Raw genomic sequence first — 19,544 nt, 5'->3', positions numbered from 1 at the left:
CGCGGGGGCGGCGCCCCGCCGGACCGGCGCCGGCGGCCGGGCGGGACGGGTGCTGCTCCGGCTCCGGGGCGGCCGGACCGCGAGCACGCGGTGGTTCGCCGCGAGCCGGGCCGGACTCGCGGCGGCCTGTGGAACGCTGCCGGGCGCGGCTGCCGGATGCGTCATCGGCCTGTCGCTTTCGTGGCCGATCACGGCGTCCACCAGCAACTGGCAGGTGGTGCCGCGGGTGGACTTCGAGACCCCCTGGCCGGCGATCGCCGCGCTGGTCGCCGGGATGCCCGTCCTCGTCGCGGTCCTCGCCGCCGTCTCCGCTGGGGAACGTGAGGCTGCCGTCGCCCGGAATTGTTGATATGGGTGGAACATGATCTCCCTCAGGAGGACGGCTCACGTGGCCGCCCTCACCCTCTCGATCCTTCCGATCACCGCCGTCACCGCCACCACCGAGGCGGCGGCCGAGTCGCGCGAGCGGTCACAGGCCGAGGCCGCCGGGGCGCGGGCCCGCTACCTGCTGGGCCGGCTCAAGGTCGCCAGGGCCCTGTCGATCCGCGGCTACAGCCGCGAGCGGTTCCAGACGCGATGGGCGCACCACAAGGGCCGGTGCGACGCGCGTGAGGTCGTCCTGGCCCGCGACGGGCGGCGGGTGCGCAGGAACGCGTCCTGCCATCCGGTGAAGGGCCTGTGGTACAGCCCGTACGACGGCAGATGGCTCAAGAGCGAGAAGCAGGTGGACGTCGACCATCTGGTGCCGCTGGCGTACGCGTGGCGGTCGGGCGCCAAGAGGTGGAGCCAGGCGCGGCGGCGCGCCTTCGCCAACGACCTCACCCGCCCCGAGCTGATCACCGTCAGCCACTCCGCGAACATCGCCAAGGGCGGGCAGGGCCCGCAGAGCTGGCGTCCCCCGCGCCGCGCCTACTGGTGCCGCTACGCCACCTCGTGGATCACCGTGAAGCACCACTACCGCCTCTTCGTCACCCGCAACGAGCGGACCGCCCTGCTCAACATGCTCCGCACCTGCTGAACCACCGGTCGCGGCGGCAGGAGGGTCGAGACGGCGAGACGCGTGGCGGCGGCGGGGGAGCGCGGAGGGGTGGCGGGCGGGTCACGCGACTAGGCTCCGAAGTGCCGGGACATCGCGACGAAGGGATCCGATCATCAGCAGCGACTCTCCGCCACCGTGGGAGGACCGGCCCAGGCCGGCGCGCCGGCGCGTCACCGAGGCGACGGTCGTCGGCGCCGACGGCCAGAGCGTCGCGGACGTGGCCCGGTGGACCTGCCCGCACGGCGAGCACGCCGGCAACGGCTGCGTCACCTGCTACCACGCCTCGGCCGACGTCGATCCTGCGCTGCCGCTGTGGGAGGTCGCGGTGTGGTTCACCACCGAGCGGCCGATCCCGATCAGGACGCTGCAGGACGTGCACCGCCACGACCGCGACCTGGCGCTCACCCAGCCGTCGACCCCGCTCGTCTACCTTCTGAGCGCGCAGGTCCGGGCCGGGCTGGGCGCGGAGGCGGTGGCGGGCGTGGTGGGGTTCCTGGTGCAGAACCGGCATGTCGTGGACGAGTTCACCGTGACGGAGATCCGCGCCGCCCACTCCTGACCGCCGGCCACGGGCGGTTAGGCCAGGGTCTGGGTGATCTCGGCCCGGTCGCCGCTCAGCACCACGCGGGCGCGCGCCCCGTTCACCAGGGGCAGGTACGGCGGCACATGACCGCACTCGACGTCGGCGATGATCGGCACACCCAGGCCGCCGAGCGCGTCGAGCACCGCCTCGTGCTGGGTGAGCGTGGCGATGCCGGGGGCCCGGGTGCGGCCGACGAGGACGGCGTTGGCGCCGGTGAAGAACCCGGCCAGGCGCATCCCGTGCAGGTGGGCGCAGATGGTGCCCGCGTCGTGCTCGGCCGCCTCGACGTAGACGATCAGGCCTTCGGGGGCCGAGGAGCGGGCGAAGGCGGCGATGTCGCCGTAGGGGGTGCCGGCGAGGTTGCACAGGGTGTCGACGCAGCCGCCGATCAGGCGGCCCTCGACCGCGACGTCGCCGTCGCCGTCCAGCCGTGTCCAGTGGCCGGGAGTGTCGAGGGTGAACTCGTTCGCCTTCGGATTGGTCTGGTAGTCGTCGCGGCCCTGCGCCCGGTAGCGGTTGGGCGGGGTCTGGCGGAACTCCGCGCCCGGCTCCATCGTCACGATGTCGAGCCAGGTGAGCAGCCCGTCGGGCGCGTGGTAGGGGGTGTCCATCAGGTTGTTGCCGTGGACGGTCGCGACGCCGGTCAGCAGGGTGAGCGGCGTGGTGAGGGTGGACAGGTCGGAGTAGCCCACCATCCAGGTGGGGTCGGCCCGCCGCACCGCCTCCCAGTCGATCAGAGGCAGCAGGTCGATGGCGGTCTGTCCGCCCCACGGCGGCACGACGGCCCTGATGTGCGGGTCGGTGAGCATGTCCGTCAGCTCGCGGGCCCGGTCGGGGGCCGGGGCGCTGACGTGGCCGGCGCCGTCCATGCACGCCCCGACGACCACCTCGTACCCGCGCTCCTCCACCGTGTGGATCGCGGCCTGCAGGCGGTCGCGCAGGTGCTCGTGCACGCCGCTGGACGGGGCGGTGACGCCGATCCGGTCACCGGGACGGAGCGGGGTGGGATACCTCATGATCTCGACCATACGTCCGCTCCGGGCCCGGCCGCGGAGCCGGGCACGGCCCCCGGGCCGGACGGGCCCGGGTGCTGCGCGGCGTGTCCCGGCAGGCCCGATCTTGGGTAGCGTCGGGGGCATGCGGCTTCATGTGGGATGCGCGATGTGGCAGCACACGCCGTGGCAGGGGAGGTTCCTGCCGCATCCGCTGCCTCCCGGCGAGCGGCTGGCGGCGTACGCGACCTGGTGCAACGCCGTGGAGGGCAACACGACGTTCTACGCGACGCCGGCCAAGGCGACGGTGGAGTCGTGGGCGCGGCAGACGCCGGCCGACTTCAGGTTCGTCGTCAAACTGCCCAGGCCCGTCACGCACGAGCACCGCCTCACCGGCGCCGACGAGGAACTGCGCTCGTTCCTGGAGGCGATGGAGCCCCTCGGGCCGCGCGTCCACGCCCTGTGGGTGCAGGTGCCGGGCTCGTTCGGGCCGGACGACCTCGGCGCGCTCGCCGCGTTCCTGCGCCGGCTGCCCCGCTCGCACCGGAGCGCCGTCGAGGTCCGGCACCGGGCGTTCTTCGCCGACGAGCGGGCGGCGCGGCAGCTGGAGCGGGTGCTGGCGGGCGTCGGCGCCGAGTGGGTGCCGTTCGACACCGTCACGTTGTTCGGCAGCCCGCCGACCACCGACGCCGAACGGGACGCCTGGACGAAGAAACCTCGTGTGCCGCGCCGGTCGCTCGCCCTCACCGACCGCCCGATCGTGCGCTACCTCGGCCGCGACGACCCCGACCGCACGGTCGAGGGCTGGCAGCACTGGGTCGACACGGTCGCCGGCTGGCTGCGCGAGGGCCGCTCGCCCACCGTGTTCGTGCACACCCCGGACAACGCCGACGCGCTGCCCCTGGCCCGCCGCTTCCACGACGCCGTACGGGCCCTGCTCCCGCGGCTCGACCCTCTGCCCGACCCCGTCCCGGCCGAGCCGCCCACCCTCTTCTGACCCGCCCGGTCAGTCGCGTACGAGCATGACGTGCTCGTCGCCGCGCCTGATGGCCGGACGCTACGGCAGGGGCGCCCCGGTGGGCGCCCAGATCGAGGCGGGCGTGACGTAGGGGTGCAGCAGCGCGGTCAGCTCCGGGTCGCCGTGGCCGAGCAGCTCGTCCTCAGCGATCTTGCGGGCGGCTCCGGCCAGCAGGTCCGCGACCTGGATCCGCGTGTCCGTACGGGAGTCGACCAGCCGCAGGCCCGCCAGCGACGGGCCCAGCAGCGCCTTGAGCAGGGCGATGCGCTCGTCGGTGAGCAGGGTCTGCCGGTCGTGCACGATCGACACCGGGACGCCGCCCGCGCCCCAGTGCGCGACGGCCCCGGCGATGGCCGGGATGAGCGGGTCGAGGGAGGGGAGCGCGGGCGGCCGGTCGCCGTGGAGGAGCGCCTCCACGTCCGTCCTCGTCCGCCGCAGCTCGCCGAGGACGTCGCGCAACCGGCCGGGCGGGGCGGCCAGGCACAGCGCGGCGAGCACGTCGAAGGCCGGGCCGGCGTCGGTGGCGGGGACGCGGCCGTTGCGGCCGCGCAGCACCCCGGTGAAGGCCGCCAGGAACGCGTTCCACCGCTCCTGCCCGAACGTGCGCGGCCCCTCCCGGTGCAGGAACCCGGCCAGCTCGGGGCCGGCCGCGAGCAGCCCGGCCAGCCTGCCGGCCGCGAACAGCGCCTTGTCGATCAGCAGCACGTGGGCGTGGCCGAGGAGCGGTCCGGCCGGTCCGAGCATCCACTTCAGCGCTTCGCGGTGCTTGCCGCGCCGGATGATGCCGGACTTGTACTCCACGGTCGGCGAGGGCGCCCGCGCGCGGACATGGTCGATGCAGCCGGCCGCCGCGGCGCGGCTCAGGTGGACCCCCGCGTGCGCGAACACGGCGGTGTTGCCGCCGATGAGCTTCTCGCCCTCGGAGCCGGACTCGTCGCAGGCGATCTCGATGAGGCCTCCCCGAGGTGGGCGCGGTTACCGTCGTCCAGTCTGGCAAGGCGCACTCGGGACGTTCAAGGAGGTTTCCGCCCGTACGGATCCGCGGCGTTCAGAAGAACTGGGATATGCGGAACCTGCGCACCTGGAGCGGCACGACATACCGGCTGATCACCTTGCGGTGGCTGACGCGGCTCCGCTTGTCGATCGTCACCTTGACGCACGTCATGCGAACCTCGTGGTGGCCCAGCGGGGCGTAGTAGGAGATGACGACGCTCCGGCGGCCGAGACCCCGGTCGGACAGACCCAGGCCCACCTCCCGGTACAGCCGCGCCGAGCCCTTCAACCGGAAGGCGGTCGAGCCGATGAGCGCGTGGTTGGCCGCCGTGGGGCAGTGCGCGAGGATCCGCACGACGTTGTTCTGGCGCGGGCGCTGCGGCATGACCAGCAGGGACGTGCGCCGCTTCCACCCGTCGGACGGCGGGTCCCCGCCCGCGGCCAGGACCGGCGGGTCCCCGCCCGCCGCGAGGACCGGCGGCGCCAGGGCCGGAACACCGGGGCCCAGCAGCGAGGCGGTGACCGCCACCAGGGCCGCGACCGAACGCATGTGCTCCTCCTGCCGGGACGGGCGGCGTGCTCGCACCCGGGCCGGCCAGGTGGTTCCCTCCCATTGTGGCGATCACGCCGCGCCTGGCCACGCGCCACGCCCTACCGCGCGAGCGGAGAGCGGCGGGCGGCTCGACGGCACGGCGGCACGGCGGCACGGCGGCCGCCCCTTGGGGGCGGCGAGCCCGGAAAGGTGTACCCAGCACTACTGACCGCCCTCGCAGGCCGCGGATAGTGTCGCGGACGTGCTGGACGGGACCGCGCTGGAAGCGCTCACGCAGCGGCCGACCCGCTACCTGCGGTCGCCCTGGCCGTGGCGGTCGGCGGCGTACCTGCTGACCGGCACGCTCCTGGGGCTCGCCGCGGCGGTGCCGGTGGCCGTGCTGTCAGCGGAGGAGGCGACGGCGGGCGTGGTGGCCGTCGTCGCCGCGGCGGTCGCGGCGACGCCGGCGCTGGGCAGGTTCGAGAGGTGGCGGCTGCGGCTGGTGGACCGCCTGCCGCTGCCCGTCACGCCCCGCCGCGGGTGGCGGGAGGCCGCCCTGGGAGCGGTCACGATGCTCGCCCTGTGGTGGATCGACCTGGTGATGCTCGGCGTCACCGTCGCCGGGCCCGTCCTGCTCGTCCTGTCGCCGGTCGTGCAGCCCGCCGGCCACCACGTCGTCCTGGGCGTGGCCTCCGTCGCGGGCGTCCTGCTGCTGCCCGTCGCCGCGTACACGGTCACCGCCTGGGCGGGCGCGCGGGCGGGAATGGTGCGGGCCATCCTCGCCCCCGAGTCGTCGGAGCTGCGCGAGGTGAAGCGCTCGCGCGCCCGCCTCGTCGACGCGTTCGAGCTGGAACGGCGCCGCATCGAACGTGACCTGCACGACGGCGCCCAGCAGCGCCTCGTCGCGCTGACGATGAGCCTCGGCATGGCCAGGCTCGACCTGCCCCCCCGACACGCCGGTCGGCAGGCTCGTCGGGCTGGCCCACGACGAGGCGAAGCAGGCGCTGGCGGAGCTGCGCGAACTGATCAGGGGCGTCCACCCCCAGGTGCTCACCGACCGGGGGCTGCCGGCCGCCGTGCGCGACGTGGCCGGCCGCTCGCCGGTGCCGGTGGACGTGGACCTGCCGCTGGCCGCACGGCTGCCCACGGGCGTGGAGGTCACCGCCTACTACGTGGTCAGCGAGGCGCTCGCGAACGTCGCCAAGCACAGCCGGGCCACCCGGGCCACGGTGAGCGGCCGGGTCAGGGGCGGGGCGCTCCTGCTGGAGATCCACGACGACGGCCGGGGCGGCGCCGACCCCGCCGGGGGCACCGGACTGACGGGGCTGGCCGACCGGCTCGCCGTGGTCGGCGGGAGACTGTCACTGTCCAGCCCCGCGGGCGGGCCGACCAGGATGAGAGTGGAGATCCCGTGCGCGTGGTGATCGCCGAAGACGCCGTCCTCCTGCGCGAAGGCCTGGCCGGGCTGCTCGACCGTTTCGGCCACACCGTGCTCGCCTCGGTCGGCGACGCTCCCTCGCTGGTCGCGGCGGTGGCCGAGCACCGGCCCGACGCCGTCGTGACCGACGTGCGGATGCCGCCCGGCTTCACCGACGAAGGGCTGCGCGCCGCCCTGGAGCTGCGCGACCGCCATCCGGACCTGGCCGTGCTGGTGCTCAGCCAGTACGTGGAGCAGACCTACGCCGCCGAACTGCTCGACTCCGGGGGCGGCGCCGGGATCGGCTACCTGCTCAAGGACCGCATCGGCGACGTCAAGGAGTTCGTCGACGCGCTGGACCGGGTGGCGCGGGGCGGCACGGTCGTCGACCCGGAGGTGGTGCGGCAGCTCCTGCGCCGGCGGCGCGACCCGCTCGACCGGCTCACCCCGCGCGAGCGCGAAGTCCTCGCACTCATCGCGGAGGGGCGGTCGAACGGCTCGATCGCCCGCGAACTGTTCGTCACGGAGGCGGCCGTGGCCAAGCACATCGCCGGCATCTTCACCAAGCTCGACCTGCCGCCCGCCGCCGACGGGCACCGCAGGGTGCTGGCCGTCCTCGCCTACCTCAGGGCGTGAGTCGGTAAAGTCCCGGCCATGAACGAGCGGTGGCGCGAGATAGGTGACCGGGTCTACGTCCGGCGGCACAGGTCGTTCGACCTGAACGTCGGCCTGATCGTGGGCGACGACCACTGCCTGGTGATCGACACCCGTATGTCGCACCGGGAGGCCGCCGACCTGATCGAGGCGATCCGCACGGTCACCTCCAGCCCGTGGACCGTCGTCAACAGCCACGCCCACTTCGACCACTGCTTCGGCAACGCGCTGTTCCGCCCGGCCGAGATCTGGGGGCACGTCCGGTGCGCCGAGGAGATCGAGGACTACGGGGAGCAGCAACGGGCGGCCGTTCTCCGCACCCTGCCGGAAGCCCGGCGCAAGGAGGTGGAGGAGGTGTCGCTGTCGGCTCCCGACCAGACCTTCACCACGGCCGCCACGCTCGACATCGGCGGCCGGACCGTGCACCTGCGCCACTTCGGCCTCGGCCACAGCAGCAACGACGTCGTCACCCACGTCCCCGACGCCGGCGTCATCTTCGCCGGTGACCTGGTCGAGGAGGGCGCGCCCCCCGCGTTCAGCGACTCCTACCCGATCGACTGGCCCGCGACGACCGCGGCCATGCTGGCCGAGCTGCCCGGCGAGGTGGTCGTGCCCGGCCACGGCAGGGTGGTGGACCGGGCGTTCGCCGAGGCGCAGCGGGCCGAGCTGGCCGAGGTGGCCGACCTGGCACGGCGGGCGCACGTCGAGGGCCTGCGCGACCTGATCCACCGCTTCCCCTACCCGGAGGACGTCACCCACCAGGTGATCGAGAGGGCTTTCCTGCAGCTCGACGCCCAGGTCGCCTGACCGGCGGCCGACGGCCGGCGGCGACGGCGGGGACGACGCGGGCGGCGCTGGGTGAGGCGGCGGGGAAGCTCGCGGCGAAGCCGCCGTCCACCGCCGCCAGCGTGCCGCCGTGCAGCGCGGCGATGTCCCGGGCGATCGGCAGGCCGAGCCCGGCGCCGCCTGCGTCCCTGGCCCGCGCCTCGTCCAGCCTGGTGAACCGGTCGAACACCGCCTCCCGCTGCTCCGGAGGCACCCCCGGCCCGTCGTCGAACACCTCCAGCACCGCCCGCCCGTCCCGGGACCTGACCCGGACCTCGACCCGGCCGGCCGCGTGCCGTACGGCGTTGTCCACCAGGTTCGTCACCAGGCGGGCCAGGTGGCCGCGGGAGCCCTGGACCACGACGTCGGGCTCGACGTCCAGCTCCAGCCGCACCTCGGGGCGCCGCCGGGCGCGCACCGCCTCCTCGGCGGCGACCTGCCCGAGGTCGAGGTCGTCCGCGCGCAACGGCTCGCCCGCGTCCAGCCTGGCCAGCAGGAGCAGGTCGCCGGCCAGGGTCTGCAGGCGTTCGACGTCGGCCAGCGCCTCCGCCGTCAGCTCGCTGGGCCGGGCCAGCTCCAGGCGGGCGCGCAGGGTCGCGATCGGGCTGCGCAGCTCGTGCGCGGCGTCGGCGACGAACCTCTTGTGCCGTTCCACGGCCGTCTCCAGCCGGTCGAGGGTGCCGTTCACGGTGGTCGCCAGCGCGGCGATCTCGTCGCCGGACCGGGGTACGGGCACCCGCTGGTGCAGGTCGCGGGCCGTGATGTCGGCGACCTTGGCCCGGATCGCGGCGACCGGCGCGAGCGCCCGGCCGACGGAGAACCACGTCATCCCCGCCACCACGAGCAGCAGCGCGGGCACCCCCGGCAGCAGCACCCCGTTCAGCGTCGCCAGCGCCTGCCTCGCCCCGTCGAGGGACACCCTCGCCCACACCGTGGCCTGCCCCTCACTGGTGGCGACGTCCACGGCGGCCACGGCGTAGTGGCCCGGCTCGGCCCAGCTCGTCGCCGGGGCGCCGGTGGTGGCGACCACGACGTCGGCGCCGTCGATCCCGCGTACCCGGTCGCCCGGCTCCTCCATGACGGTCGTGCCGGCCCTGGCGCCGGTGAGGACCGTGTCGCCCGGCGCGACCGCGACCATCGCCGGAGCCGGTTCGGTCGCCGGCACGGCCTGGCCCTCCCGCACGTACGGGACCGCTGCCACGGCTCGCCGGGCCGCCTCGCTGCCGGCGGCCGACTCCAGGCTGCCTCGCAACGCCGTCACCAGCACCACCGCCGTCACCCCGAGGGCCAGCGCGACGACCAGCGTCGCCGCCAGGGTGGCACGCAGCCGGACCGACGACAGCCCGCTCGCCACCGCGCCGCGCACGTTCATCCCGCCTCCAGCCGGTAGCCCGCTCCACGTACCGTGACCAGCGTCGAACGGCCGAACGGCTGGTCGATCTTGCGGCGCAGAGCGCTGACGTAGACCTCGACGATGTTCGGGTCGCCGTCGTAGCTGAAGTCCCACGCCTGCGCCAGCAACTCGCTCTTGGACACCACCTCCCCGGCCCGCCGGGCCAGCCCGTGCAGCACCGCGAACTCCTTCGGCGTCAGCGCGACGTCCACCTCGCCCCTGCGACAACGCAGCCCGGCCGGGTCGAGCACCAGGTCACCCACCGTGATGGACACCGGCCGCTCCCGCCCGCCGCGCCGGACGAGGGCGCGCAGCCGGGCCAGCAGCACCACGTACGAGAACGGTTTGGTCAGGTAGTCGTCGGCGCCCGTGTCGAGTGCCTCGGCCTCGTCGTGGATGCCGTCCTTGGCGGTGAGCATCATGATCGGCGTCCAGTTGCCCGCCTCGCGCAGCCGCGCGCAGACCGTGTAGCCGTTCATCCGGGGCAGCATCACGTCGAGGACGATCACGTCGTAGGGGTTCTCCGTGGCCATCCAGAGGCCGTCGCGCCCGTCGTGGGCCACGTCCACCGCGAACCCCTCGCCCGCCAGCCCGCCCTTGACCAGCTCCGCCAGCCGCCGTTCGTCCTCCACCAGTAGCACGCGCACACCGACCAGAGTGGCCCATCGCACCTAAAGCCAACCTGAAGATCACTTCGGCTGTCTTCAGGGTCGCTTCAGGTGCGGTACGTCAGCCTCGGGCCGTCAGATCATCTTCCGGACGAAGGAGACACGCATGTTCAAGCGGCGTATCGCGGTCCTGGGCGCGGTGGGCGTCCTCGTGCTGACGGGCCTGGCCGGGTCCGCGCTGGCCGACGAAACCCCGGCCCCGGCGGGCTCGAAGGTCGTCTGCAGGACGAGCGACGGCCAGGTCATCGCGTTCGCCGAGAGGGTCAAGGCCATCGAGGCGCGCAAGGGGCCGGACGGCAGCATCCTCGTGGCGGAGGCGGAGCCGCCCACTGCTGTCAGGGTCAGCGACCTCGCGGCGGAGCAGGGCACGGCGCACCGGGTCGAGCGGCGCGGCGGCCCGGACCTCGAGAAGGGTCACGCCGCCACGGCGGTACCGGCCGAGCCCGCAGTCGGGGCCGACGGCAAGCCCGTCCCCGCCCCCGTCGGCCCGGACGGCAAGCCCGTCTCCGCCCCCGTCGGCCCGGACGGCGAGCCGCTCGTCGCCACCGCCGTTCCTGTGGGGCCTGACGGCAAGCCTCTCCAGGCCCCGGTCGGCCCGGACGGCAAGCCCGTCCCCGCGCCGGAGGGCGCCGAGACCGTCACCTGCACTGCCGAGTAGCAGCCCGCAGCGGCCCTCCCGGCAGTTCCTCGGCGGGTCCGCCTGCCGGACGACCGGGGCGTCCGGCAGGCGCGACCTTCACCCCCGGCCCGGCGCCCCCTCGGCCATGCCGCCCGCTTTCCCACGCCCGCGTCCCACGCCGGCCGGATCCGGGCGGTGGGGAAGCCGGGCCGTGCGGGAGCCGCCTACGTCCCCGGGCATGCGGCCGGGGCATGAGCCGGAGCCCGAGCGGAGCGCGCCCCCGGGGCCCGGCCTCATCCAAGCTCGCCGACCAGGGTGTCGATGATCCTGAGCAGCTCGGCCGTGCCGGAGAGGGCGCCCACGACAATGATCTTCAGGCTGGCCCGGTCCTCGTCGTAGACCGTCTCGACGCGCAGGCGCTCGCCGTCGCGCGGCCGGCCGGTGGCCACGGCGATCACGGTGTTGGTCAGCCGCACGGTCGCCTCGCGGTCGATCGCGTCCACCTGGACGATGGCCGAGACCTCGGCGTGGCCGCCGGTCGCGGTGGGCGGCGACACCGGGCGGCCGAGGAACGCTTCGAGGTCCGCACGGGTGACCCGGTACTGCTTGCCGATGCGGGTCGCCTTGAGCTTGCCGTCCCGCACGTACGAGCGGACGGTCCGCACGTGCAGGTCGAGCAGCTCCGCGACCTGGTCCACGGAGAAATACTGCTGTGACACGCTGGGAGACTACCCAGCCGCTCCCTGAACTTCCATGTGCGAGGGAGCGATGGGGAACGGTGAGAAGCCCCGGAACGCGAAAGTGCGCCCCCGTTCCCAGGGGGCGCACTCCGCTCCGGTCACTGCATCTTCCGGGACGCCTCATCCGCCCTCTCGGACACCGTGGAGGCCGTCTGTTCGGTGGACTCGGCGGTCTGGTCCGCCTTCTCGCTGATCCAGCGCGATGCGTCGGAGGCGGAGTCCTTCATCTGCTCGGTCCACTGCTGGGCGTTACGGCGGTAAGCCATGTAGCCCATGGCGCCCACAGCGATCCCGGTGATCAGGACCATGACCGGCCAGCGCCGTGACTTGGCGGGCGTCGGGTCGATCCGGTCGGCTGCCGCCGTCAGCATCGAGCTGACTTTGGGGGCGAGCTGGTCTTCCACCCGGTGGGCGGCTTCCTCCAGCATCGGGGCGGCCCAGTAGCGGGCATCCTCGATGCGGTGGTGAGCGGCCATCCGAGCCTGCTCGGCTGCTATCCGAGCCTGCTCGGCGGCGATCCGGGCCTGACCCGCGGCCAGCCTGGCCTGGGCTCTGGCCTGGGCGGCCACCGGGGTCATGCGTTGGCCGGTCCTAGCGGCCTGGGCCTTCATCCGGCCCATCCACGTGGCGGGAACCTGAAAGGCCACGCGGCGTTTTCTCAGTGTCAGGGACACGTCAACCTCCCCTGTCGTTGGGGCCCCGAGCCTGACCTTCCCGGTACAAGGCGGCTCAATCACGGCCGCCGTGGGAGGATGAGGAGCGACGGCCGAACGGCCATACGCATCCAAAGTGCAACAAACCAACCCTGTACATAGAGGGGGGCAGCTGTCTCGTGGCTGAGAAGCTGATCGCGAACCTGCAGACCAATCACGGCACCATCAAGGTCGAACTCTTCCCCAACCAGGCTCCCAAGACGGTGCGCAACTTCGTGGAGCTCGCCGAGGGCGCCCGCGAGTGGACCCACCCGGGCACCGGCGAGAAGAGCACCGGCCGCTACTACGACGGCACCATCTTCCACCGGGTGATCTCCGGCTTCATGATCCAGGGCGGTGACCCGCTCGGCCAGGGCATCGGCGGCCCCGGCTACGAGTTCGACGACGAGATCCACCCCGACCTGTACTTCAACCGTCCCTACCTGCTCGCCATGGCCAACGCCGGCATCCGCTTCGGCAAGGGCACCAACGGCTCGCAGTTCTTCATCACGGTCGTGCCGACGCCGCACCTCAACGGGCGCCACACGATCTTCGGTGAGGTCGTCGAGGGGCAGGACGTCGTCGACTCCATCGCCAAGACGCCGACCGCGCGGGGCGACCGGCCGGTCGAGGACGTGGTGCTGGAGTCGGTCACCATCGACCGCGTCCAGGGCTGACCTGGTCCGCACCGGTGGGCGGGCCGCGACGCCGCCCGCCCACCCGCGCGGCCCGTCGTCCACCGCGGCCCGTCGTCCACGCGGCCCGTCGTCCACGCGGCCCGTCGTTCACGCGGCCCGTCGTTCACGCGCGGCTTCTCGCCGAGCCCGCGGAGGTGGCAGCCCGCGCGGGCGGACGCGGCAGGGGACCTGAGGAATTAGGCTGCGGGCATGACCAGCCAGCCGCCCAGCTCGCCTCTGCCCCCGGAGCAGCCCGCCGAAGAGGTGCCCACCTGCTACCGGCACCCCGACCGGGAGACCTGGGTCCGCTGCCAGCGCTGTGACCGCCCCATCTGCCCCGACTGCATGCGCGACGCGGCCGTCGGCTTCCAGTGCCCCGAGTGCGTGGCCGAGGGCAACAAGGGCGTCCGCCAGGCGAGGTCGACGTTCGGCGGCTCCGTGGTCCGCACGCCCTATGTGACCTGGGCGATCCTCGCCCTCAACGCGATCGTCTTCGGCGCCCAGTATCTGCTCGGCAACAGGGTCACGTTGCAACTGGCCATGTGGCCCGCCGGGGTGGCCATGGGCGAGTACCACCGGCTGATCACCGCCGCCGTGGTGCACGGCGGGATCTTCCACCTCGTGGTCAACACCTGGGCGCTCTACGTCGTCGGCCCCTACCTGGAGCGCGCCTTCGGGCACACCCGCTTCCTGGCGCTGTACGTGCTGAGCGCGCTGGGCGGCTCGGTGCTCGGCCTGTGGTTCGATCCGCTGGATCAGCCCTCGGTCGGGGCGTCGGGCGCCGTCTACGGACTGTTCGGCGCGATCTTCGTGGTCAACCGCCGGCTGAACATGGACGTGCGCGGCATCGCCGTGCTCATCGGTCTCAACCTGGTGATCACGTTCCTGTTCCCCACCATCAGCTGGACCGGGCACATCGGCGGCCTTGTGACCGGCGCGGCGCTGGCCGCTGCCCTCGCCTACGCCCCCAAGGGCAACCGGACCCTCTGGCAGGTGGCAGCACTCATCGGAGCGCTGGCCATCCTGCTCGCGCTCGTCTTCGTCAGAACGGGGGCCATCCTGGCCTCGCTGGCCTGATCCCCAGGGTGTGGAAAAAGGTGTGGAAAGAACTAACGCCAGCGGGTGGAAAGCACCACACCGAAGATGATGAAAACAAACCCGATGAGCAGGTTCCACTGGCCGAGGTCGCCGAGGAACGGCGCGTTGGGGGCGACGTACCAGGCGGCGATCCACAGGATGCCGATGATCCAGGCGGCCACCATGGTCGGCGCCAGCCAGCGAGGGCTGACCTTGACCTGCTGCGACTTCTGCGGCGGGGTGTAGACCGCCTTCTTCCGCGTCTTCGACTTGGGCACTTGGACCACTCCTGCTGGGGGCCTGGGCATCCGGATCGTCCGCAGGCTCTTCGTTAAGCGTAATTGAAGCGGGCCCCAGGATAGTCGCCACGCGCACGTCCTGGCGATCCCCGGCAGGTGGTCGGCCCGCGCTTACGCTACCTAGGGTGAGGGCCATGTTGCGGACCGTGGGCGAGTTGAGCATCACCGCGGGCCTGATACTGCTGTTGTTCTGCGCCTACCTGCTCTGGGGCACCGGCGCCTACACCGGACGCCAGCAGCCGCTCCTGCAGGAGGAGCTCGCCCGCGAGATGGCGGGCGGGCCGCGGCTGGCGCAGGACCGGCCTCTGGGCAGGGTCCGGCTGGGCGGGGCGGTGGCGCTGCTGCGCATCCCGAAGATCGGCGCCGACTACCGCTACGCCGTGATCGAGGGCGTCAGCCCCGAGCACCTCAAGAAGGGGCCGGGCCACTACCCCGGCACCGCCCTGCCCGGCCAGATCGGCAACTTCGTCGTCTCCGGCCACCGCACGACCTACGGGGCGCCGTTCAACGAGATCGACAAGCTCCGCCCCGGCGACGAGATCGTCGTGGACGCCCGCGAGGCGCGCTACACCTACCGCGTCACCCGGCAGCACATCGTCCAGCCGACCGCGCTGGAGGTGGTGGAGCCGGTGCCCGGCAAGCCGGGACGCCGGCCGCGCAGGGCCAGCATCACGCTGACCACCTGCCACCCCGAGTACTCAGCCGCCCAGCGGCTCGTCGTGCACGGCGTGCTCGCCAGGACCGAGCCGAGAGAGGAATGATCACATGTACGGCTGGCTCTGGCGCAGGCTGCCGGGCAACACCGTCGTCCGGCTGCTGGTGGCCGCCGTGCTGGTCGCCGTCGCGGCGGCCGTAGTCTGGTATGGCGTGTTCCCGCTGCTCGAACCCATCGTGACGCTCGACGAGGTGACCGTAACCCGATGACCGCCGTGCTGGTGGTGGACAACCATGACAGCTTCGTCCACACCATCGTGCAGTACCTGCGTGAGCTGGGCGCCACGTGCGACGTCCGCCCGCGCGACGAGGTCGTGGTGTCCGACGCCGACCGCTTCGACGGCATCCTCATCAGCCCCGGTCCCGGCACGCCCGAGGCGGCCGGCGTCAGCGTCGCCCTCGTCCATCACGCCGCCGGGCTGCGCCGGCCGCTGCTCGGCGTCTGCCTCGGCCACCAGGCCATCGCGGTCGCCTACGGCGCCACCGTGTCGCGGGCGCCCGAGCTGGTCCACGGCTTCACCAGCGACATCGTCCACGACGGCAAGGGTGTGTTCGCCACGCTGCCGTCCCCGGTGCCGATGACCCGCTACCACTCGCTCGCCGTACGACCCGAGACCGTGCCGGCCGAGCTGCACGTGACCGCCCGCACCGCCGACGGCGTGATCATGGGGCTGCGTCACCGCGACCTGCCCATCGAGGGCGTCCAGTTCCACCCGGAGTCCGTGCTGTCCCAGCACGGTCACCGGCTGCTCGCCAACTGGCTGGACGGGATCGTGTAACGCCCGATCCGTCCCGGACGACACACGTATGAACGTCCCCGCCGTTGCCCCCGAGCGGCGGGGGCGTTTCACGTTGCGGGCCGCTCCGACGCCCCGGAGACCTCGTTCCGTAGACCTCACGACTTCGTAGACCCTCACGACTCCGCAGATCTGGCGGCTCCGGAGACCTGGCGCGGTGTGCGGGCAGAGGGCTCGCGAAAGCTCACGGCTCCGGAGACCGCACCCCGGCCCCGGCATCGACCAGCCTCAGCAACTCATCGCGCTGCCCAGCAAACTCCTCCGACAACGACATGGTCGTCGCAACTCCTCAAGATCAAGGTGTTGCGACGACCACGTGAACCCAAGAGGCGAGGACGGCCCTTCGTCACGCAGGCGTCAGCCCAGGTCGTCGTCCTCGATCGGAACGTCGGCCGTCGGCTCCTCGGTCGGCAGCTGCTCCTCCTCGGTCGGCACCGTCGGGTCGGGCTGATCGGTCGGGAACGGCTCCGTGGGGGTCGTCATCTCCTGGCCCTCCGACACGACGATCGTGATGGTGGTGCCTGGGGCGACCTTGGCCCCCTCGCCGGGGTTCTGCTGGATGACCGTGCCCTCCGGCTGGTCGCTCGGCTGCTTGTCGACCCTGACCTTGAGCCCCAGCCCCTTGATCGCCTTGGACGCGTCGCCATCGGTCAGCCCGATCACGGACGGCACCGCGATGAGCTGCTTGGGCACGTACAGGGTGACCTTGCCGCCCTTCTCGATCGGCTCGCCCGCCGCGGGGTCGGTCTCCATGACCTTGCCCTGCGGCTTGCTGGAGTTCTTGGTGCTGATCGTGGCGGTGAGGCCCGCCTCCTCGAGGATCGCTCTGGCGTCCTCGGGCGCCAGGCCGATGAGCCCTTCGGGCACCTTGACCTTCTCGGCCCCCTTGGAGACGAAGACCTTGACCGTGTCGCCCTTGTTGACCTTGGCGCCGGCGTCGGGGTCGGTCTTGATCACCGTGTCCTTGTCGACCTCGCTGCTGAACTCCTTGGTCACCTCGGCCTTCAGTCCCAGCGCCACCAGCTCCGCCACCGCCGCCTTCTCGGTCTGCGTGGCCAGCGACGGGATCTCGACGGACTGGTCGGCCGGGGTGCCGCCGGAGTTGAGGAAGGTGTAGCCGATGCCGATGAAGGCGCCGATGATCAGCAACGGCACGATGATCCAGGCGGCCGTCTTGAGCGCCGTGTTGCCGCCGCCGCCGGCCCGCCGCCGGCCGCCGCGCCCGCCGCCCTGGCCGTCGTCGTACTCGTACGCCGGGACGGCGGTGGTGCGCTGCGTGGCCGGACCGGCCGCCCCCTGGGGGGAGGTCATCATGCGCGTGCCGGGTCCGTAGCTGTTGGTGAGCGCCGTCGTCTGGGCGTCGACGGGCATGCCCGACATCGCGCGCTGGATGTCGGCCCGCATCTCGCCGGCGCTCTGGTAGCGGTGCGCCGGGTCCTTGGCCATGGCCTTGAGCACGATCGCGTCGGCCCACGCCGGGATGTCGGGGTCGATCTGCGAGGGCGGGATGGGCTCCTCGCGCACGTGCTGGTAGGCGATCGCGACAGGCGAGTCGCCGGTGAACGGCGGCTGGCCGGTCAGCAGCTCGTAGAGCACGCAGCCGGTGGAGTAGATGTCGCTGCGGGCGTCGACCCGCTCGCCGCGTGCCTGCTCGGGCGACAGGTACTGGGCCGTGCCGATCACCTGGGCGGTCTGCGTCATGGTCGCGGCCGAGTCGGCCATCGCGCGGGCGATGCCGAAGTCCATCACCTTGACGTCGCCGGCCCGGGTGATCATGACGTTCGCCGGCTTGATGTCGCGGTGCACGATGCCGCCGCGGTGGCTGTAGTCGAGGGCACGCAGGATGCCGTCGACCAGCTCGGCCGCGCGCTCGGGCAGCAGCCGGCGGTCCTGGCGCAGCAGGTCGCGCAGCGTGCGGCCGTCGACGAACTCCATGACGATGTAGGGCACGGGAGTGCCGTCGGTGACGTCCTCGCCGGTGTCGTAGACGGCGACCACCGCCGGGTGGTTGAGCGAGGCCGCCGACTGCGCCTCCCGGCGGAAGCGGGCCTGGAAGGTGTGGTCACGCGCCAGGTCGGACCGGAGGGTTTTGATCGCGACTATGCGGTCCAGCCGGAGATCTCGGGCGCGGTACACCTCGGCCATGCCGCCGCGCCCGACGACACCGTCGAGCTCGTAGCGACCTCCGAGTCGCCGAGGCTGAGTCATTTCCTGCACTGTCCCTTACCGTTCATCTTGGGTACGGCCTCGCGCGTGGGCCGCCGCTGTCCATCATCGACCCCATGACACATCACGTCTCCCCCTTCGGCGGGTTCGTGTCGCCCGGGTCAGGTGAGGCGCTCGTTGTCGGAGTTGGCGTTGTCGTCGGTGGCGTGGGGGTCGGTGTCGGCGTCGGTGTCCGGGTGGACGGGGTGGGCTTCGGGGTCGGCTTCCGGGTGGGTGTCGCCGACCTTGTAACGGTAGCCGACCGTGAGGGTACCGGCCGCTGCGACTTGACCGGAACCACCGGAGGTCGCCGGGTGCGTGTCTTGGTCTTGACGGGCCGCGGCTCCCTCGTCGTGGGCGGCGGCAGCGGCGCCGACGACCCGCTCGGCTCGGCGACGTCGGGGGGCCTGGCGGGCGACTGCTGCTGGGTGAGCGTCATGGCGCCGAAACCGACCACGGCCAGGCATCCCGCGGTGGCGACGAGCGACGCGAGCACCCGCGCGCCCCGGTGCCGCCGGCGCGGGACGTGCCGGACGGCTCCGCCGCCCGTCGTCCGCGTCGGGACGTCGCCGGCGGCCCCGGCATGGGTGGCCGCCGTCCGCGGGTCGTCCGTGGCAGGCGCTTCGCCATGAGCTGAACCACCGGGATTCGGCCCGGATTGCGGGCCCCCGAAACGCGGCCCGGAAAACGGTCCCCCCGAATGAGGGCCTGAGTGCGGCCCCGAATGCGGCTCGTGGACGCGGAACCCCGCCGGGTCGGTGAGCATGCTGAGGTCGGAGCCCCGTCCGGCGTCGGCCAGCGTCTCCCGCAGCATGGCCGCCCGGTCGGCCAGCTCACGCGCCGACCCCGGCCGCGCCGCCGGGTCCTTGGCCAGCAGCGCCATGACGAGCTCCCGCACCGGGGCGGGCACGTCGACGCCGAGCGGCGGCGGCAGCTCGTTGAGGTGCCGCAGCGCGATGGCCACCTGACTGTCGCCCTGGAACGGCGTGCGCCCCGCCAGGCACTCGTAGGCCACCACGCCCAGGGAGTAGAGATCGGTGGCCGGGGTGAGCGTGAGACCCTGGGCCTGCTCGGGGCTGACGTACTGGGCGGTGCCGAGCACGGTGCCCGCCTGCGTCACCGGCGCGGCCTCCAGGGCGCGGGCGATGCCGAAGTCGGTCACCTTGATCGTGCCCTGGGGCGTGACGAGCAGGTTGCCGGGCTTGATGTCGCGGTGCACCACGCCGGAGGCGTGGGCGGCGTGCAGCGCCCTGGCCGTCTGGTGGAGCACGTCCAGCGTCACGTCGGGCCCCAGCGGGCCGTTGCGACCCAGGATGGCCGACAGCGGCTCGCCGTGCACGAGCTCCATGACGAGGTAGGCCCCGTCGCTCTGCTCGCCGTAGTCGTAGATCTGGGCGATGCCCGGATCGGTCAGCCCGGCGGTGATGCGCGCCTCGTTGCGGAACCGCTCGCGGAAGGAGGGGTCGGCGTGGATGTGGCTGCGCAACGTCTTGACCGCCACCTCGCGGCCCAGCAGCTCGTCGCGGGCACGCCAGACCTCTCCCATACCGCCCGTGGCGATGCGGGAGAGCAGGTGGTAGCGGTTACCGAGCCGCATGGGTCAGCACGTT

The 19,544-nt window shown here is 72.9% G+C and carries 24 protein-coding genes and 1 pseudogene; 14 read left to right on the top strand and 11 right to left on the bottom strand.

Features of this window, described 5'->3' with window-relative positions; all coding sequences use genetic code 11:
• The 3 genes from CXR44_RS40195 to CXR44_RS19170 form a co-directional block, all read left to right on the top strand.
• Positions 1 to 349: hypothetical protein (locus CXR44_RS40195; protein ID WP_219601898.1), on the top strand; the 349-nt coding region annotated here is incomplete at its 5' end.
• Positions 350 to 361: 12 nt separating this feature from the next.
• Positions 362 to 1,018 carry an HNH endonuclease family protein gene (locus tag CXR44_RS19175; RefSeq protein ID WP_101787451.1) on the top strand — a complete coding sequence of 219 codons (657 nt, stop codon included), beginning with the start codon at positions 362 to 364 and terminating at the stop codon, positions 1,016 to 1,018.
• 238 nt (positions 1,019 to 1,256) lie between these two features.
• The gene (locus CXR44_RS19170; RefSeq protein ID WP_101787450.1) at positions 1,257 to 1,598 is read left to right on the top strand and encodes a hypothetical protein; all 342 of its coding nucleotides are present in this window, start codon (positions 1,257 to 1,259) and stop codon (positions 1,596 to 1,598) included.
• A gap of 17 nt (positions 1,599 to 1,615) precedes the next feature.
• Here CXR44_RS19170 and CXR44_RS19165 read toward each other — a convergent pair whose 3' ends face one another.
• Positions 1,616 to 2,638: a S66 family peptidase gene (locus CXR44_RS19165; protein ID WP_101787706.1), complete on the bottom strand. Its 1,023-nt coding sequence runs from the start codon at positions 2,636 to 2,638 to the stop codon at positions 1,616 to 1,618.
• A gap of 121 nt (positions 2,639 to 2,759) precedes the next feature.
• Here CXR44_RS19165 and CXR44_RS19160 point away from each other — a divergent pair, with 121 nt between their 5' ends.
• Positions 2,760 to 3,611, top strand: coding sequence for a DUF72 domain-containing protein (locus CXR44_RS19160; protein ID WP_101787449.1), 852 nt, complete (start codon positions 2,760 to 2,762; stop codon positions 3,609 to 3,611).
• 60 nt (positions 3,612 to 3,671) lie between these two features.
• On the opposite strand, the gene CXR44_RS19155 is transcribed toward CXR44_RS19160, so the two are convergent.
• The 3 genes from CXR44_RS19155 to CXR44_RS41020 all read right to left on the bottom strand — a co-directional run bounded on the left by CXR44_RS19155 (position 3,672) and on the right by CXR44_RS41020 (position 6,021).
• Positions 3,672 to 4,520, bottom strand: a complete 849-nt coding sequence (locus tag CXR44_RS19155; protein WP_245899270.1) for a hypothetical protein — start codon at positions 4,518 to 4,520, stop codon at positions 3,672 to 3,674.
• Between the two features lie 160 nt (positions 4,521 to 4,680).
• Positions 4,681 to 5,175, bottom strand: coding sequence for a hypothetical protein (locus CXR44_RS19150; protein ID WP_101787447.1), 495 nt, complete (start codon positions 5,173 to 5,175; stop codon positions 4,681 to 4,683).
• A gap of 291 nt (positions 5,176 to 5,466) precedes the next feature.
• On the bottom strand, positions 5,467 to 6,021 hold the full coding sequence (locus tag CXR44_RS41020; protein ID WP_245899293.1) for a hypothetical protein: 555 nt from the start codon (positions 6,019 to 6,021) through the stop codon (positions 5,467 to 5,469).
• Between CXR44_RS41020 and CXR44_RS41015 the strand changes: the two are divergent.
• The 4 genes and pseudogenes from CXR44_RS41015 to CXR44_RS19135 all read left to right on the top strand — a co-directional run.
• A pseudogene (locus CXR44_RS41015) lies at positions 6,005 to 6,073 on the top strand (histidine kinase); the annotation flags it as partial. The gene CXR44_RS41020 and the pseudogene CXR44_RS41015 sit on opposite strands and share 17 nt — an antisense overlap.
• Positions 6,074 to 6,203: 130 nt before the next feature.
• Positions 6,204 to 6,581 (top strand): sensor histidine kinase, encoded by a 378-nt coding sequence (locus tag CXR44_RS41010; protein ID WP_245899292.1) that lies wholly within the window; start codon positions 6,204 to 6,206, stop codon positions 6,579 to 6,581.
• Entirely contained in the window at positions 6,569 to 7,210 is a 642-nt protein-coding gene (locus tag CXR44_RS19140) for a response regulator (protein WP_219601896.1), read from the top strand. Before CXR44_RS41010 ends, CXR44_RS19140 begins: the two co-directional genes overlap by 13 nt.
• An 18-nt stretch (positions 7,211 to 7,228) precedes the next feature.
• Positions 7,229 to 8,035, top strand: a complete 807-nt coding sequence (locus CXR44_RS19135) for an MBL fold metallo-hydrolase (RefSeq protein ID WP_101787446.1) — start codon at positions 7,229 to 7,231, stop codon at positions 8,033 to 8,035.
• On the opposite strand, the gene CXR44_RS19130 is transcribed toward CXR44_RS19135, so the two are convergent.
• Together CXR44_RS19130 and CXR44_RS19125 are read right to left on the bottom strand one after the other, a co-directional pair.
• Entirely contained in the window at positions 7,980 to 9,425 is a 1,446-nt protein-coding gene (locus tag CXR44_RS19130; protein WP_180903557.1) for a sensor histidine kinase, read from the bottom strand. The genes CXR44_RS19135 and CXR44_RS19130 overlap by 56 nt on opposite strands.
• Positions 9,422 to 10,093, bottom strand: coding sequence for a response regulator transcription factor (locus CXR44_RS19125; protein ID WP_101787445.1), 672 nt, complete (start codon positions 10,091 to 10,093; stop codon positions 9,422 to 9,424). The genes CXR44_RS19130 and CXR44_RS19125 overlap by 4 nt, the downstream gene beginning before the upstream one ends.
• Before the next feature lie 127 nt (positions 10,094 to 10,220).
• Between CXR44_RS19125 and CXR44_RS41710 the strand changes: the two genes are divergently transcribed.
• Positions 10,221 to 10,772, top strand: coding sequence for a hypothetical protein (locus CXR44_RS41710; RefSeq protein ID WP_101787444.1), 552 nt, complete (start codon positions 10,221 to 10,223; stop codon positions 10,770 to 10,772).
• A gap of 254 nt (positions 10,773 to 11,026) precedes the next feature.
• On the opposite strand, the gene CXR44_RS19115 is transcribed toward CXR44_RS41710, so the two are convergent.
• Together CXR44_RS19115 and CXR44_RS19110 are read right to left on the bottom strand one after the other, a co-directional pair.
• Positions 11,027 to 11,452: a helix-turn-helix domain-containing protein gene (locus tag CXR44_RS19115; protein WP_101787443.1), complete on the bottom strand. Its 426-nt coding sequence runs from the start codon at positions 11,450 to 11,452 to the stop codon at positions 11,027 to 11,029.
• Between the two features lie 119 nt (positions 11,453 to 11,571).
• Positions 11,572 to 12,147, bottom strand: coding sequence for a hypothetical protein (locus tag CXR44_RS19110; protein WP_144070008.1), 576 nt, complete (start codon positions 12,145 to 12,147; stop codon positions 11,572 to 11,574).
• 158 nt (positions 12,148 to 12,305) lie between these two features.
• On the opposite strand from CXR44_RS19110, the gene CXR44_RS19105 reads away from it, so the two are divergent.
• Positions 12,306 to 12,842 (top strand): peptidylprolyl isomerase, encoded by a 537-nt coding sequence (locus CXR44_RS19105; RefSeq protein WP_101787441.1) that lies wholly within the window; start codon positions 12,306 to 12,308, stop codon positions 12,840 to 12,842.
• Between the two features lie 210 nt (positions 12,843 to 13,052).
• Positions 13,053 to 13,919 (top strand): rhomboid family intramembrane serine protease, encoded by an 867-nt coding sequence (locus CXR44_RS19100; RefSeq protein WP_180903555.1) that lies wholly within the window; start codon positions 13,053 to 13,055, stop codon positions 13,917 to 13,919.
• A 32-nt stretch (positions 13,920 to 13,951) separates the two neighbouring features.
• On the opposite strand, the gene CXR44_RS19095 is transcribed toward CXR44_RS19100, so the two are convergent.
• The gene (locus CXR44_RS19095) at positions 13,952 to 14,197 is read right to left on the bottom strand and encodes a cell division protein CrgA (protein WP_101787440.1); all 246 of its coding nucleotides are present in this window, start codon (positions 14,195 to 14,197) and stop codon (positions 13,952 to 13,954) included.
• A 155-nt stretch (positions 14,198 to 14,352) separates the two neighbouring features.
• Here CXR44_RS19095 and CXR44_RS19090 point away from each other — a divergent pair, with 155 nt between their 5' ends.
• The 3 genes from CXR44_RS19090 to CXR44_RS19085 are packed head-to-tail and all read left to right on the top strand — an operon-like array spanning position 14,353 to position 15,711.
• Complete coding sequence (locus tag CXR44_RS19090; protein WP_180903553.1) at positions 14,353 to 14,979, top strand: class E sortase; 627 nt, start codon at positions 14,353 to 14,355, stop codon at positions 14,977 to 14,979.
• 4 nt (positions 14,980 to 14,983) lie between these two features.
• A complete protein-coding gene (locus tag CXR44_RS39515; protein WP_180903551.1) occupies positions 14,984 to 15,142 on the top strand; it encodes a hypothetical protein in 159 nt (52 codons plus the stop codon).
• Complete coding sequence (locus CXR44_RS19085; protein ID WP_101787438.1) at positions 15,139 to 15,711, top strand: anthranilate synthase component II; 573 nt, start codon at positions 15,139 to 15,141, stop codon at positions 15,709 to 15,711. Before CXR44_RS39515 ends, CXR44_RS19085 begins: the two co-directional genes overlap by 4 nt.
• A gap of 375 nt (positions 15,712 to 16,086) precedes the next feature.
• Here the strand turns inward: CXR44_RS19085 and pknB are convergent, their stop codons facing one another.
• A complete protein-coding gene (gene pknB, locus CXR44_RS19080) occupies positions 16,087 to 17,937 on the bottom strand; it encodes a Stk1 family PASTA domain-containing Ser/Thr kinase (protein WP_101787437.1) in 1,851 nt (616 codons plus the stop codon).
• 82 nt (positions 17,938 to 18,019) lie between these two features.
• Complete coding sequence (locus tag CXR44_RS19075; RefSeq protein WP_101787436.1) at positions 18,020 to 19,531, bottom strand: serine/threonine-protein kinase; 1,512 nt, start codon at positions 19,529 to 19,531, stop codon at positions 18,020 to 18,022.
• Positions 19,532 to 19,544: the final 13 nt, after the last annotated feature.

The organism is Nonomuraea indica (genome assembly GCF_002850745.1).
Taxonomy (GTDB): Bacteria; Actinomycetota; Actinomycetes; order Streptosporangiales; family Streptosporangiaceae; genus Nonomuraea; species Nonomuraea indica.
This window is presented reverse-complemented; position numbering and strand designations above follow the sequence as displayed.